We start from the raw sequence: 15120 nt of genomic DNA, 5'->3' as shown, positions 1-15120 counted from the left end.
GATGAGCAAAGAACAGGTTTTGACCAACGCCCGCATCGTCCTCGAGGACAGTATCCTCGACGGCTCGGTGCAGATCCGCGACGGCAAGATTGCCGATATCTCCGGGGGGACGGTCGCCAGCGGCGAGGACTTCGAAGGCGACTACCTTATTCCCGGCCTCATCGAACTGCACACCGATCACCTCGAGGCCCACTATTCGCCGCGCCCGGGCGTGCGCTGGCTGAAGATCGCGGCGATCCAGGCGCATGACGCGCAGGTCGTCACCTCGGGTATCACCACTGTCTTCGACTGCCTTCGGCTCGGCTCCGACGAAGATGGCGGTTTCCAGAAGGGTGAGATGCGCAGCATGGCCGACGCCCTGGCGCAGGCCAAGGAAGAAGGTCGGCTGCGCGCCGACCACTTGATCCACCTGCGCTGCGAGGTCTCGACCTCCGACGTGCTCGATCACTACGAGGACTTCCGGAACGACCCACAGGTCAAGCTCGTCTCGCTGATGGACCACGCGCCCGGCCAGCGTCAGTTCCAGACGATGGACCAGTACACGCTCTACTACAAATCCAAGCGCGGCCTTTCCGACGCGGAGTTCGCCCGCTTCGTCGAGCGTCAGCAGGCGCTTTCGGCGAAATATGCCGGCCCGCATCGCACTGCGCTGGCTGAGGCCTGCGCCGCCCGCGGCATCACGATTGCCAGCCATGACGACGCGACCGTCGACCACGTCGAAGAATCGGTCGGCTTCGGCATCAAGCTTGCCGAATTCCCGACGAGCTTCGAAGCGGCGGAAGCCTCACACCGCGCGGGTTTGAGCGTTCTCATGGGTGCGCCGAACATCGTGCGCGGCAAGTCGCACTCCGGCAACATCGCCGCCCGAGACCTGGCGGAGCGTGGCGTTCTCGACGTGCTGTCGTCGGACTATGTGCCCTTCAGCCTGATCCACGCGCCCTTCGTTCTTTCCGACGAAGTCGAAGCCATCGACCTGCCGAAGGCGATCGCGATGGTGACCTCGACACCGGCCCGTACCGTCGGCCTTGACGACCGCGGCCGCGTCGCAGTCGGCCTGCGCGCCGACATCGCCCGCGTCCACCGCAGGCAAGGCATTCCGGTCGTGCGCTCCGTCTGGCGCGAAGGACGGCGTGTCGCATGAGCGCGAGCGAACAGGGTGCAGGCGCACTCGTCGTCGTCGTCGGACCGAGCGGTGCCGGCAAGGACAGCGTCATGGGCTTTGCCGCCCGGCATTTTGCCGACTGTCACGACGTGCATTTCGTCCGGCGTGTCATCACCCGTCCGTCGGATGCCGGCGGCGAGGTGCATGAAAGCGTGTCCGAAGACGATTTCGTCGACATGCAGAAGGACGGCGCCTTCGCCGTCTTCTGGGACGCGCATGGCCTCAAATACGGCATCCCCTCCGTGGTGCTACAGAATGTGCGAAACGGCATGACCGCTATCGTCAACGGCAGCCGCGGCGCCCTGCCGGCGTTCCGGGAAGCGTTTGGCGACATCGCCGTCGTCGTCATCACCGCCGAGGCACCGGTTCTGGCCAAGCGGCTTGCAGAACGCGGCCGCGAGAGCGAGGAAGAAGTCCTGCGACGGCTGAGCCGCCAGGCCCCCGATGTCACGTCGGGGCCTGGCGTGAGCGTCATCGACAATAGCGGCAGGCTCGACATCGCCGGCACCCGCTTCGTCGACCTGGTGGAACGATTGCGCATCAAGGCGGACCACGCCGCCTGACGGGGGCGAGCGGTACCGCCGGCTTCGCCTCTCGAATCGACATGGCAGGGCTTTCGGCCGGATATTTTTTTTCGATCGATCGATTGACACGAGCCCCGAAATTCCGGTTTCGGGGCTTTTTTTTGCGTTCGCGCGCTTCGGAAAAACATCGCACAGAAGTTGCTCACAGAATCAATTTGTTGAAGCCGCTTGCTCATGTTTTTGAACAGCGCCGCGCCTCTTTTCTTAGCCTTTCCGCCCTGTCCTTTTCCTCCCGCCACACGATTTTCCTCTTGTGGAGCGAATTAATATGTATATACATTATATCCAGTGGAGGCGACCTCATGAACGATATCTCGACCCGCAAGCAGTCATCCGGCGTTTGGCGCAACACGCGCCTTGTGACGCTGAGCGAAGGCGCCGAAGGACTTGGGCTTATCGAGAATGCGGCCGTTGCTGTCGTCGATGAGCGGATCGCTTTTGCGGGTCCCGATCGCGATCTGCCGGCCAACCTCGCAGGCCGCCTCGAAACGGTTGACTGCGAAGGCCGCGTGATGACGCCGGCTCTGATCGATTGCCATACGCATCTCGTGCACGGTGGCAACCGCGCCCGCGAGTTCCAGATGCGGCTCGAAGGCGCCACCTATGAAGAGATCGCACGGGCCGGCGGTGGCATCGTTTCCTCGGTGAAGGCGACCAATGCGCTGAGCGTCAACCAACTCGTGGAAAGCGCTCTGCCACGGCTCGACACGCTTCTTTCCGAAGGTGTCTCGACGGTCGAAATCAAGTCCGGTTACGGGCTCAATGTGACGGCTGAGCTCAACATGCTGCGCGCCGCCCGCAAGCTCGAAACGCTGCGGCCGGCCCGTGTCGTCACCAGCTACCTCGCCGCGCATGCGACGCCGGCAGACTACAAGGGCCGCAACGGCGACTACATCACCGACGTCGTGCTGCCCGGCCTCGATGCGGCGCACGCCGAAGGGCTGGTCGATGCGGTCGACGGTTTCTGCGAGGGCATTGCCTTCTCGACCGCCGAGATCGCCCGTGTCTTCGACCGCGCCAAGGCACTAGGCCTGCCGGTCAAGCTGCACGCAGAACAGCTTTCCAATCTCGGCGGTGCGAAGCTCGCGGCATCCTATGGTGCGCTCTCGGCCGACCATCTCGAATATCTCGACGCCGAAGGCGCAGCAGCCCTTGCCAAATCAGGCACGGTTGCCGTGCTGCTCCCCGGTGCGTTCTATGCACTCCGCGAAGAGCGCCTGCCGCCGGTTCAGGCGCTGCGCGACGCCGGCGCACGGATCGCGATCGCCACCGATTGCAACCCCGGCACTTCGCCGCTGACCTCGCTGCTTCTCACCATGAACATGTCGGCGACGTTCTTCCGGCTGACGGTAGCCGAATGCCTGGCCGGCACAACGCGCGAAGCCGCGCGCGCCCTCGGCCTGCTCGCGGAGACCGGAACCATCGAGGTCGGCAAGTCGGCCGATCTCGCGCTCTGGAACATCGAGGATCCCGCCGAGCTCGTCTACCGCATCGGCTTCAACCCACTTCATGAACGCATCTTCAGAGGGCAAAGGATCGGTCAATGACCATCATTCTACATCCGGGCTCCGTGCCCCTTCGCGACCTCGAAACCATCTACTGGACCGGAGAGCCGGCTCGTCTCGACCCGTCCTTTGACGCCGGAATCAAGAAGGCGGCCGGCCGCATCGCCGAAATCGTCGCCGGCAATGCCCCGGTCTACGGCATCAACACCGGCTTCGGCAAACTCGCCTCGATCAAGATCGACAGCGCCGATGTCGCGACGCTTCAGCGCAATCTGATCCTGTCGCATTGCTGCGGCGTGGGCGAGCCGCTTGCCGAAAACGTCGTGCGTCTGATCCTGTCGCTGAAGCTCGTTTCGCTCGGTCGCGGCGCCTCCGGCGTCCGTCTCGAACTCGTGCGTCTGATTGAAGCCATGCTCGAAAAGGGCGTAGTCCCGGTCATTCCCGAGAAGGGCTCGGTTGGTGCTTCCGGCGACCTCGCCCCGCTCGCCCATATGGCAGCCGTGATGATGGGCCATGGCGAAGCCTTCTTCGAAGGGCGCCGCATGTCCGGCGCCGAGGCGCTTTCCGCCGCTGGCCTGACGCCCGTCGTGCTGGCCGCCAAGGAAGGCTTGGCGCTGATCAACGGCACCCAGACCTCGACGGCGCTGGCGCTTGCCGGTCTCTTCCGCGCCCACCGCGCCGCGCAGGCAGCACTGATCACCGGCGCTATGTCGACCGACGCCGCCATGGGTTCGTCCGCCCCCTTCCATCCCGACATCCACACGCTGCGTGGTCATCGCGGCCAGATCGATACGGCCGCCACATTGCGCACTTTGCTTGCCGGCTCCGCGATCCGCGAAAGCCATATCGAAGGCGACGAGCGCGTACAGGACCCCTATTGCATCCGCTGCCAGCCGCAGGTCGATGGCGCCTGCCTCGATCTCCTGCGCTCGGTCGCGCGCGTGCTCGAGATCGAAGCGAACGCCGTCACCGATAACCCGCTGGTCCTTTCGGACAATTCCGTCGTCTCCGGCGGCAACTTCCACGCCGAACCGGTTGCGTTTGCCGCCGACCAGATCGCGCTCGCCGTCTGCGAGATCGGTGCGATCTCGCAGCGCCGCATCGCGCTGCTCGTCGATCCGGCACTCTCCTACGGCCTGCCGGCCTTCCTCGCCAAGAAGCCGGGTCTCAACTCCGGCCTGATGATCGCCGAGGTGACCTCCGCCGCGCTGATGTCGGAGAACAAGCAGCTCTCGCACCCCGCTTCGGTCGACTCGACCCCGACATCGGCCAACCAGGAAGACCATGTTTCCATGGCCTGCCACGGCGCCCGCCGCCTGCTGCAGATGACCGAAAACCTGTTCTCGATCGTCGGCATCGAAGCCCTGACCGCGGTCCAGGGCGTCGAGTTCCGCGCGCCGCTGAAGACGAGCCCCGAGTTGCAGAAGGCAGCCGCGGCACTTCGCGCCGTCTCTCTGACGATCGAGGAGGATCGCTACATGGCCAACGACCTCAAGGCTGCCGGCGATCTCGTCGCCTCGGGCCGCCTGAACGCCGCCATCTCCGCCGGCATCCTGCCTGGCCTGGAGAGCTGAGATGGCGGTCTTCGAAGTCAAAAGGGGGAACTCCCCGGTCATTCTCGGATTTCCGCATACCGGCACTGACGTGCCGGCTGCGATCTGGGATCGGCTCAACGACAACGGCCGGATATTGGCCGATACCGATTGGCATATCCACCAGCTTTATGACGGCCTGCTGCCGGAGGTGACCGTCGTTCGCGCCACCTTCCACCGCTACGTGATCGACGCCAACCGCGATCCCGCGGGCGTCAGCCTCTACCCCGGCCAGAACACGACCGGCCTGATCCCGGAAACGGATTTCGACGGCAAGCCGATCTGGAAGGATGGAGAGGCGCCAACCGAAGCCGATATCGCCGAACGCCTCCGGACGTTCCACGCGCCCTATCATGCGGCGCTTGCCGCCGAGATCGAGCGCGTCAAGGCGATCCATGGCGTCGTCGTGCTCTATGACTGCCATTCGATCCGCTCGCACATCCCGTTCCTCTTCGAAGGAAAGCTACCGGATCTGAACATCGGCACCGACATGGGCAAGACCTGCGCACCGGAAATCGAGAAAGAAACGGCAGAAATAGCTGCTGCAGCAAAAGGTTACAGCAGTATTCTCAATGGTCGCTTCAAGGGTGGATGGACGACCCGCCACTATGGGCGCCCCGAGACTGGCGTGCACGCGATCCAGATGGAACTCGCGCAATCGACCCATCTGGCAGCGGAAGAACCACCCTTCGCGCTCGACGCCGCCCGTTCAGCACTGCTGTGTGAACCGCTGAAAGCCATTTTGAACCGCATCGAAACCATCGCATTTGACCTCAAGAGACAGACAGGGAGCGAGGCATGACCATGAACAATCCGCGCCACAACATTCGCGACGTGCGCGCCCCTCAGGGCACGACGCTCAACGCCAAGAGCTGGCTGACCGAAGCGCCGCTGCGCATGCTGATGAACAACCTCGATCCGAACGTGGCGGAAAACCCGCACGAACTGGTCGTCTATGGCGGCATCGGCCGCGCGGCGCGCACCTGGGCCGATTTCGACAAGATCGTCGAGACGCTCAAGGACCTCAACGACGACGAAACGCTGATGGTGCAGTCCGGCAAGCCGGTCGGCGTCTTCCGCACCCATAAGGATGCGCCGCGCGTTCTCATCGCCAACTCCAACCTCGTGCCGCATTGGGCGACCTGGGATCATTTCAACGAGCTGGATAAGAAGGGTCTCGCCATGTACGGCCAGATGACCGCCGGCTCGTGGATCTACATCGGCACTCAAGGGATTGTTCAGGGCACCTACGAAACCTTCGTCGAGGCCGGCCGCCAGCACTATGGCGGCAACCTCAAGGGCAAATGGGTGCTGACCGGCGGTCTCGGCGGCATGGGCGGCGCCCAGCCGCTCGCAGCGGTCATGGCCGGCGCCTCGTGCCTTGCAGTCGAATGCAACCCCGATTCGATCGATTTCCGCCTGCGCACCCGCTACCTCGACGAGAAGGCTGAGACGCTGGACGAGGCGATGGAGATCATCGCGCGCTGGACGAAAAACGGCGAAGCGAAGTCCGTCGGCCTGCTCGGCAACACCGCTGAAATCCTGCCGGAAATGGTTCGCCGCGGCATCCGCCCCGACATGGTCACCGACCAGACCTCGGCACACGACCCGGTCAACGGCTACCTGCCGAAGGGCTGGACCATGGCCGAGTGGAAGGCCAAGCGTGAGAGCGACCCGAAGGCTGTCGAAAAGGCCGCACGCGCCTCGATGCGCGAGCATGTCGAGGCGATGATCGCCTTTCAGGACATGGGCATCCCGACCTTCGACTACGGCAACAACATCCGCCAGGTCGCCAAGGAAGAGGGCCTTGAAAACGCCTTCGCCTTCCCAGGCTTCGTTCCGGCCTATATCCGCCCGCTCTTTTGCCGCGGCATCGGACCGTTCCGCTGGGCGGCTCTCTCCGGCGATCCGGAAGACATCTACAAGACCGACGCCAAGGTCAAGGAACTGCTGCCCGACAACAAGCACCTGCACAACTGGCTGGACATGGCGCGCGAGCGCATCTCGTTCCAGGGTCTACCGGCACGCATTTGCTGGGTGGGTCTCGGCGACCGCCATCGCCTCGGCCTCGCCTTCAACGAGATGGTCAAGAATGGCGAACTCAAGGCCCCGGTCGTCATCGGCCGCGACCACCTCGACTCCGGCTCGGTCGCCTCGCCGAACCGCGAGACCGAAGCGATGAAGGACGGCTCGGACGCAGTTTCCGACTGGCCGCTGCTGAACGCGCTACTCAACACCGCCTCGGGTGCGACCTGGGTATCGCTGCACCACGGCGGCGGCGTCGGCATGGGCTTCTCCCAGCATTCGGGCGTCGTCATCTGCGCCGATGGCACGGATGATGCGGCCAAGCGACTTGAGCGCGTGCTCTGGAACGACCCGGCAACCGGCGTCATGCGCCATGCCGATGCGGGCTACGATATCGCTCTTGATTGCGCCAAGGACAAGGGCCTGCGTCTGCCGGGTATCCTCGGCAACTGATACGCTTTCGACTGACATACTCAACGGAAATCCTGGTAGGGGCGCCGCAAGGCGCCCCTATCACTTTTTGATGAGACAAGTACCGGGACTGCGTCTAGCTTGCTTCGGCGCCTTGCAACAGTTGATAGCAATGCTAGAAAAATAATCATGCCATCGCATTGCTGACGACGCGTTGCAGAAGATCTCTTTTCGCTCAAGCGAGCGCTGATTGTTTATGAGAAGGCTTCATGTGTAAGGGCAGAAACAAGAGAAGAACCATTAGACTTCCTATGTTTGCCGTGGGGCTTCTTACGAGCGTCTTTATTGCTTCGTCATCGGTCGCCCAGAACGTGAGTTTCTTCGGCCCTGTTCGCAACGGAGAGCGACATTTTACCGCCTTCCCGGAGTATATCGGCGTCGGAATGAGCCAAGGGGAGACCAAGAAGAGGGACGTGGTCTTCTCAACAATTCAAATGCTCGCCATCACTGCCGGAATTGAAGTGCGAGCCCAACCGGGCCTCGGAAGAAACACCATCGGCGTGATATTTAGAAAAGATGTCGTCCAGAATGGCCGGGTGGACGTTCGCAAAATTGAAGATTTCGGCTTCGACCCCTACTACAGCAAATTGCTCAATGACACCGCAGGAAGCGGCGCAGGAAACTGCGCCTCCGCCGTGAACTATTCTGCGGAAGGGCGGTTTGACCGCGCCGTTGTCGTTGCAAACAGCGATGTCCCCGACCAGGAATTGGCGACCTGCGTGGCTCAGGCCCAGGCGCATGCGCTGGGGATAGCCACCTTTAACTCCAGCAAGGCCGACTTCTCGCGCTTCTTCGCGAGAATTATGATCCTCGTCGATCAAAAGAAGAGATGTCTCCAAGACAACCAAACCACACTGACCTGCAAATTTGTCGATGAGCCCTGGGACTAGCCCGGTTCGCGGCTGACCGTCCTCTTTCCTTTTCTATCGCCATCGAGCGCCAGCAGCAGCAACAACCCGGCAAATCCTCCAACACCACCGAGCAGCGCCGTTCCGGAATAGTTGCTGATCCGGGTGCCGAGCGCAAAAAGCCCGGCGCAAAGCCCGCCGCTCAGGAAAAGGTTCACGGCAATCAGTGAGCTTCCCAAGCCCGGCCGATCGGCAATCAGGTCCTGAAGGTAGCCGATCGGGATGGTGATCAGCGCCGCTGCACCGAAGGCGCTGACGAGCGTGAGCGCGTAGATCTGCCACGTGGCCGTGGAAAAGCCGAGCAGCAGCATATAGCCGATGTAGATGGCCGTCCCCAGCGCCAGCGCCTTGAACGGCACCAGGCTCAACTGGATGCGCGCCCAGACGAAAATGAAGACGACTTCCAGGAAGGCGACGATGCCGACGATGATGCCGATATCGGTGACGCTACCGCCGATCTCATCCGTCATGATCAGCGGCAGCACGGCGGCATTGACGTGCAGGCTCGACGTGATCGTCGCAACGGCGATCACCCGCAGGAAGATGCGCGGCGTCAGGATCTCTCGGAACGACGTCCAGTAGGACAGCCGCTTGCCGAGCGACGGATCGGCGCCGCCTTCATTGGGCAACGAAAAATAGACGATCAGCAGGTTGGCGAGACAACCAAGGCAGGCCAGCAGATAGGCCGGCAGCATGCTTTCGCCGCCTGCCAGCGCGAAGCCGACCAGCCCGGGCACCAGAACCCAGGACACCGATATGGCCGCGCGCGCGCCGGTCGTCAGCGACGAGGCGTCATGCCGGCTCATCCGCCGGGCGATGCTGCGCACATTCGCAAAGAGCAGCGTGTAGAGCGCGCCATAAATCGGCAGCAGCAAGAGGACGCTGACGACGAAGCTCGCCTGGTAGGGCAGCATATAAACGATGCCGTAGCCCACAACGCCGAACAGGATCGCCGTCGACATCAGCACGCGATAATTGCCGACGCGGTCCGCCAGGATGCCGATCGAGACGCTGACGATGACATTCACGGTCGAAGCAAGAAGGATCAGCAGCGAATAGATGGCGTCGCTGAGACCCAGTTCGTTGATGCCGACAACCGACTGATAGGGCGAGGTGGCAGCGCCCGCAAAGCCGAACAGGAAGATCGCCAGCATGCTGATCCGCATGGCCGGGTTGCGCATGGCGCTGAGTATAGTGGAAGTCATGCTAGAACGTGTCCGCGAAGCGGGTGAAGGGCACTGCATGGTTCCTTTAATCGGGATCGATTTAAGGACAAATATGCAGCAACTTAAAGCGTTACCGCGACCTGACGCGTCTTGAACGACGTGCGGCGCTGCAGAGGAGAGCCCACCCGAAATTCGGGTAGGAAAAATGCAGATAGTAAAGCCTCAGTCGCCGCTCGACCAACGGGACGAGAAGCGGGCGACAGGCTCGAAGGCGAAGTCCTGGTCGAACGGATAAGCAGGCCGCTGACGGCGCAAGCTCGCAAGGCCGGCGATGCCTTGATTGACGACGCCTTCGGTCAAAGCCATCAGATTGGGATTGGCGATCGGCGCGAGTTCAGGCGAGAGGTAACCCGACTTGACGACGAGCAGCCGCACGGCTTCAGGATCGAGACCGAGCCGACGGAAATCCTCGATATTGTGATAGGGCCTGCGGCGCGCGGCAATGACGATATCGATGGCGCCGACGCGCACCACCGCCTGCCGCTCACGCTCCAAACCGGAATTGTCGAGCCTGACGATCTCCACCAACATTTCGGCGCAGGGGCTTGCCGGGTCGAGGCTACCACCGATCTTGAGCATCAGCGTTTCGCCGGCACCGGCAGCAAAGCAGGCTTCCACCGCCGGCCGATCCGTAATGCCGGCGATCAGGGCGCCGCGCCAGCCGCGTGCCAGCAGTGCCTTCAGCACATCGGCCCGGTCGCCGACCCCGCCGCCGGTCGGATTGTCGCCGGAGTCGGCGAGGATGATCGGCGTCGTCGTCGCCTGTTCGGCGATATCCAGCATCTCGTTGAGTGGTCCGGTCACCGGACCAAAGCGGAAGTTGCGGCGCGCGGCCCAGTAGCCCGCGGCAATCTCTTCTGCCGCCCGCTTGGCGGCAGGCTTATCGGTGGCGGTCACGACCGCGCAGGCGGTCGCCCGAGGCTCGTCGGCCCAGACGTAGCCGACCATCAGGTTGGCGTCGAGAATGCCCGGCCGCTTATCGATCTCTGGCAATTGAGCGTAGAGCGACTTCGCCGGCTCGTCTTCAGTCGAGGTGCATTCGCCGGGCAGCAGCACCGGAACCGGCGCCCAGGCAATACCCGGACGCGTTCCGTCTCTGAGCGCCGAGACGAGCATCGACCAGGCGCGGGTCATGGTTTCCGGCGTGTCGATATGCGGCGCAGTCCGATAGGCTGCAAAGATGTCGAGCTGATCGATGATCCTCTGGCTGACATTGCCGTGCAGGTCGTAGCTTGCGGCAATCGGGCAATCTGGGCCGACGACGGCACGGGCCGCTGAGATCCAGTCGCCCTCGGCGTCGTCCATGCCGTCGACCTTGATGGCGCCGTGCATGGCGAGATAGAGCCCGTCGATCGGCAGGGCCGCACGGAGTCCCTCGAGAAACTCTGCCTTGAATGCGTCGTAGACCCCTCGCGATACGGGACCGCCGGGTACGGCGCGTGCGTGCAGTAGCGGCAGATGCTCGACGTCCTCGGCTTTCATGAAGCTGAAGTATTCGGCCTCCAGCAACGCCTGCCCGCGTAGCACGCGAAAGTCCTCCTCCGTCATCAGGACGGGCGAATAGGTGCTGCATTCAGTGTGGATGCCACCAACGGCGATGCGCATGGGCTTTCCTCTTAGAGATTGGGGCTGAGCGGAGCGATGGCCGCGAAGCGCAGCCAGTCCTTTGCCGCCTTCGGCGTCCAGGCCGCCTCGGCAATCGCCGGAAGCCGCGGGAAGACAAGGCGGTTGAAATAGCTGCGGGAGAGGTAATGCTCAGACCAGATGCAGGCCTGGACGCCCTTAAGGCGCGGCTTCAGATCCTCGGGGAACTCACCCTCCGCCTCATAGCTGTAGGTATGCGCTGGCGTCGCGGTACCGGCCCAGCTGGCGCCGGGCTCCTGCCATGCATCGGCCTGCGCCATGTCGAGATAATAGGCCTGTCCGGGGGTCATCACCACGTCATAGCCTTCGCGCGCGAGGTCAATGCCGACCTCCGGCCGCTCCCAGGCCATCAGCAGCGTATCGTCGGTCGAGACACCGCCGCCATGCGCCACCTCGTTCCAGCCGGCGAGCTTGCGGCCGCGCGCCGTCAGCATTTGTTTCACCCGCTTCAGGAAATAGGACTGCAGCGCGAAGGTGCCGGAAATCCCCTCCTGCTCCATCAGCGTCTTGGCAAGCGGAGAAGCGAGCCACGAGCCGTTCGCCACTTCGTCGCCGCCGATGTGGAGGTACTTGCTTGGGAAGAGCTCGACCATCTCATCGAACACCTTCTCCAGGAACTCATAGGTGAAGGCGACGGCCGGGTTGAGCGCATTGTTGGGATAACCTTGCACCGAATGATAGCTCTCCGGGGCTTCCTGGCCATCCTTGAGATCCGGCAGAGCGACGAGCGTCGCCGCACTGTGTCCGGGAATGTCGATCTCCGGCACGACATCGACATGAAGAGCCGATGCCTGCGCGACGATCGCCTTGACGTCCGCCTGGCTGTAGAACCCGCCTACGGGCTCTGCGCCATTGCCGAGCTGCGGCAAGAGCGGCTCGTCAGGGCCGCGCAGCACACCAAGCGTCGTCAACTCCGGAAACGCCTTGATCTCCAGGCGCCATGCCTCGTCGTCCGTCAGGTGCCAGTGGAAGATGTTGAGCTTGAACCAGGCGAGGATATCGATCAGCCGCGCCACATCGGTGGCCGGATAAAACTGGCGGGAGACATCGAGATGGCAGCCGCGCCAGCCGTAGCGAGGCTTGTCCGAGATTGTACCGCTCGTCGGGAAGCGGAATTTGCCGGGATGATTGCGCGCTCCGTCCAGAAGCTGGGCAAGGCTGGTCAAGCCATATTGCCGGCCGGCGCTGCCGCCGTAGCCCAGGCGAATTTCGGTTTCGGAGAATTCAAGGCGATAGGCTTCTGCCGCCAACCCGGCATCCGCCGTGAAGACGACCGGCCGCCCCTGCTTCGACGTCGCAAGGCTGAAGGGCGCATGCGCCGCAGGGAACAATCGATGGAACATCGACAGCACGGTAGCAACCGCCGCAATCTCGTCTTGCCCGGCCCCAGCGGCCGGATAGAGAACGACCGGGAAACCAGTTCCAGCTCGAAGCTCGAGCATCGCCGGCCAAGGCTGCAGCGCATAGGGCTGGTCGAGTTCACCTTCCGGCAGCCGCACCGGCGGCGGCTCGCTGACGGCGTTCTCAAGAAGCAAATCCGAGACGGCGACCGGGACGTGGCGGCCATCGGCAAGCGTCAGATAGGCGGACTTGGCTCCGTCGGTGCAATGGCGTGCATTGCGATGCAGGCCGCTGACGGTGAAGGTCCAGCTTCCGCCGTTCTCGATCGTCAGACCCTCGGGCGGCGCAAACTCATGAAAGTTGGCGTTGCGACGCAGGAACACCGCATTCTCGCATGCCTTGGGATCAATGACCCGCGTCAGCGACGTATAGACGATCCTGAAACCGGAAAGCGGCGCGCCAGAGAAATTGAACAGCGTGAAGGTGAACCGACCAAAGGGCCCGCCATCCGGCTGCCAAGACGCCTCGAGACGATAGGAAACCGGCTGCATACTCTTCCTCCAAATGCAGTGTCAGTAGTGGCTTGATTGTGAAAACGTGCGGGCCAGTTCCGCCTGGCCGGCAGTGAGCCCGCAATCGACAGGCAGGCAGACGCCCGAAATGGCCGCAGCGAGCGGTCCCGCCAGGAAATGCACCGCATTGGCGACATCATCAGGGTTGACGATCCGCTGCAGCGGATACCAGCGACGTGCCTCCTCGAAGACATCCGGGTTTGACGCCGCCCTCGCCTCCCAGGCCTGGGTGCGCACTGTGCCGGGTGCAACGGCATTCGAGCGAATGCCGAACTTGCCGTATTCCACTGCGATGAGCCGCGTCAGATGCAGGAGGCCCGCTTTTGCGGCGCTATAGGCCGGGTGGCCGAAGACGTTCATGCCGTTGACCGAGGCAATATTGATCACCGATCCGCGGGTCTCTTTCAGCATATCCTCGACGGCGCGGAAGCACAGGAAGGCCGCTTCCAGATTCAGCGCATTGTCCATGCGCCAGATCTCCGGTGTCGTATCGTGCAGGCTGACGGCACGGGCCGCACCGGCATTGTTGACGAGCGTGCGCACCGTCCCCCGACTTGCCGCCGTTGCGGCCATCGCTGCAACGCTTGTCGCGTCGGTCACGTCGCAGGCAACGGCCACGAAGCGGTTGTCATCGCCGAGGGTGCGCGCCGCCCGTTCAGCGGCGTCCGCGTTGATGTCGACGAGTAGGATCACATCGTGATCGTCGGAAAGCTTGCGCGCGATAGCGCGGCCGATATCGCCGGCTGCACCGGTTACGATAGCGAGGGATTGCGTCATGCGCTGACCTTTCGCGGCACGTCAGTCTCCGAGAAGCTGGCGATCGTCACCGTCGCGGTGCGTGACCAGCTGCTGCTTGATGCGCCGAAGTGTGGTCGTCGCCTGGGGCTGCACCCGGTAGGCGACGAGGCTGGAGAGGATATCGAGCAGCGCCAGATAGGCGATGCGGGTGGAAGTGGGGCGGTAGATGTTGTTGCCCTCGGGCAGATCGACCGGCACGGTGATGCTGGCGGCGGCCGCCACCGGACTGCCGCTCTGTGTCAGCGCGATGGTCGGCACCTTCAGTTCGCGGGCGAGCGTAAAAGCGCGCACGAGCTCGGCGTTGCGGCCGGAGAAGGACGAGCCGATGAGCACGTCGGTCGGCCGCGCCGCCGCCGTCATCATCAGCTGCATGCTGTGATCGGAGCTGGAGGTGATGCGAAGACCATAGCGGAACAGCCGATTCTGCAACTCGCCGGCAATCATCGAGGAATTACCACCGGAACCGAAGGCGTAGATCATTTCCGCTGCGGCGATCCGTTCGACCGCCTGCTCGATCGCCGCCAGGTCAAGCGAGCGATGCAGCAGAAACAGCGCGTTCTGCGACTTGGTGATGATATCCTGGGCGACATCGCCGGTCTCGCGGCTCTTCGGTTCCGGCTTCAGGTAGCGCATGCCGATATAGGCGGTGCGGGCAAGTTGCACCTTGAAATCGGAAAAGCTGTCGCAGCCGAGCCTTCGACAGAAGCGGGTGACGGTGGGTGGCGACACGTCCGCCTTGCTCGCCAATTCGATGATGGAGGCGTTCACCGCAAACTCGAAATCATTCAGGAGAATGTCGGCAATGCGGTTTTCCGATTGGGAGAGCCGCCCTTTTTCTTCCTGTAGTGTCGCGAAGATGTCCATCGCCCGCTTGCGCCTTGCTTATTGATCAGCCTTCCTTCGGCTTATAGGCGACGCAGTCGATCTCGACCTTGCAATCGACCATCATCGACGACTGGACGCAGGCCCGCGCCGGCGGATGAGCACCGAAATACTCCTGGTAGATCTTGTTGAATGTCCAGAAATCACGCGGATCGTCGAGCCAGACACCACAACGAACCACATGCTGCGGACCGTAGCCGGCTTCGGTCAGGATGGCCAGCACGTTGGCGATTGTCTTGTGGGTTTGCGGGATAATCCCACCCTCGATGATCTCGCCGTTTTCCATGGCAACCTGGCCGGAAACATAGAGCCAACCGTCCGCTTCGACCGCACGTGCGAACGGCAAGGGCTTACCGCCAGCACCAACCTGTTCCGCACCATATCTTTTGATGGTCATGTCAGCCTTCGTG

The 15120-nt window shown here is 62.9% G+C and carries 13 protein-coding genes; 7 read left to right on the top strand and 6 right to left on the bottom strand.

The features are described 5' to 3' along the window. The first annotated feature begins 1 nt into the window (after position 1). The 7 genes from BLU35_RS09385 (at position 2) to BLU35_RS09355 (ending at position 8229) form a co-directional block, all read left to right on the top strand. Positions 2-1141, top strand: a complete 1140-nt coding sequence (locus BLU35_RS09385) for an alpha-D-ribose 1-methylphosphonate 5-triphosphate diphosphatase (RefSeq protein WP_093232892.1) — start codon at positions 2-4, stop codon at positions 1139-1141. Further along, on the top strand, positions 1138-1725 hold the full coding sequence (gene phnN, locus BLU35_RS09380; RefSeq protein ID WP_093232891.1) for a phosphonate metabolism protein/1,5-bisphosphokinase (PRPP-forming) PhnN: 588 nt from the start codon (positions 1138-1140) through the stop codon (positions 1723-1725). The genes BLU35_RS09385 and phnN overlap by 4 nt, the downstream gene beginning before the upstream one ends. A 323-nt stretch (positions 1726-2048) precedes the next feature. Then, entirely contained in the window at positions 2049-3293 is a 1245-nt protein-coding gene (gene hutI, locus BLU35_RS09375) for an imidazolonepropionase (RefSeq protein WP_093232890.1), read from the top strand. After that, positions 3290-4825 (top strand): histidine ammonia-lyase, encoded by a 1536-nt coding sequence (hutH, locus tag BLU35_RS09370; protein WP_093232889.1) that lies wholly within the window; start codon positions 3290-3292, stop codon positions 4823-4825. The genes hutI and hutH overlap by 4 nt, the downstream gene beginning before the upstream one ends. A gap of 1 nt (position 4826) precedes the next feature. Continuing rightward, entirely contained in the window at positions 4827-5645 is an 819-nt protein-coding gene (hutG, locus tag BLU35_RS09365) for an N-formylglutamate deformylase (RefSeq protein ID WP_093232888.1), read from the top strand. A 2-nt stretch (positions 5646-5647) separates the two neighbouring features. Beyond that, entirely contained in the window at positions 5648-7321 is a 1674-nt protein-coding gene (hutU, locus tag BLU35_RS09360) for a urocanate hydratase (protein ID WP_058325077.1), read from the top strand. 227 nt (positions 7322-7548) lie between these two features. Further along, the gene (locus BLU35_RS09355; RefSeq protein ID WP_093232886.1) at positions 7549-8229 is read left to right on the top strand and encodes a hypothetical protein; all 681 of its coding nucleotides are present in this window, start codon (positions 7549-7551) and stop codon (positions 8227-8229) included. On the opposite strand, the gene BLU35_RS09350 is transcribed toward BLU35_RS09355, so the two are convergent. The 6 genes from BLU35_RS09350 to BLU35_RS09325 form a co-directional block, all read right to left on the bottom strand. Then, a complete protein-coding gene (locus BLU35_RS09350) occupies positions 8226-9452 on the bottom strand; it encodes an MFS transporter (protein ID WP_093232885.1) in 1227 nt (408 codons plus the stop codon). The genes BLU35_RS09355 and BLU35_RS09350 overlap by 4 nt on opposite strands. A 183-nt stretch (positions 9453-9635) precedes the next feature. Beyond that, positions 9636-11078 (bottom strand): M81 family metallopeptidase, encoded by a 1443-nt coding sequence (locus BLU35_RS09345; protein WP_093232884.1) that lies wholly within the window; start codon positions 11076-11078, stop codon positions 9636-9638. An 11-nt stretch (positions 11079-11089) separates the two neighbouring features. After that, a complete protein-coding gene (locus tag BLU35_RS09340) occupies positions 11090-13009 on the bottom strand; it encodes a beta-N-acetylhexosaminidase (RefSeq protein ID WP_093232883.1) in 1920 nt (639 codons plus the stop codon). A gap of 21 nt (positions 13010-13030) precedes the next feature. Continuing rightward, positions 13031-13807, bottom strand: a complete 777-nt coding sequence (locus BLU35_RS09335) for an SDR family oxidoreductase (protein ID WP_093232882.1) — start codon at positions 13805-13807, stop codon at positions 13031-13033. Positions 13808-13828: 21 nt separating this feature from the next. Then, positions 13829-14692 carry a MurR/RpiR family transcriptional regulator gene (locus BLU35_RS09330; protein WP_057249162.1) on the bottom strand — a complete coding sequence of 288 codons (864 nt, stop codon included), beginning with the start codon at positions 14690-14692 and terminating at the stop codon, positions 13829-13831. Between the two features lie 25 nt (positions 14693-14717). Further along, entirely contained in the window at positions 14718-15107 is a 390-nt protein-coding gene (locus tag BLU35_RS09325) for a RidA family protein (protein ID WP_058324990.1), read from the bottom strand. Positions 15108-15120: the final 13 nt, after the last annotated feature.

The organism is Sinorhizobium sp. NFACC03 (assembly GCF_900103435.1).
GTDB lineage: Bacteria > Pseudomonadota > Alphaproteobacteria > Rhizobiales > Rhizobiaceae > Ensifer.
The sequence above is the reverse complement of the archived record's forward strand: the minus strand, read 5'-3'. Positions and strand labels throughout refer to the sequence as shown.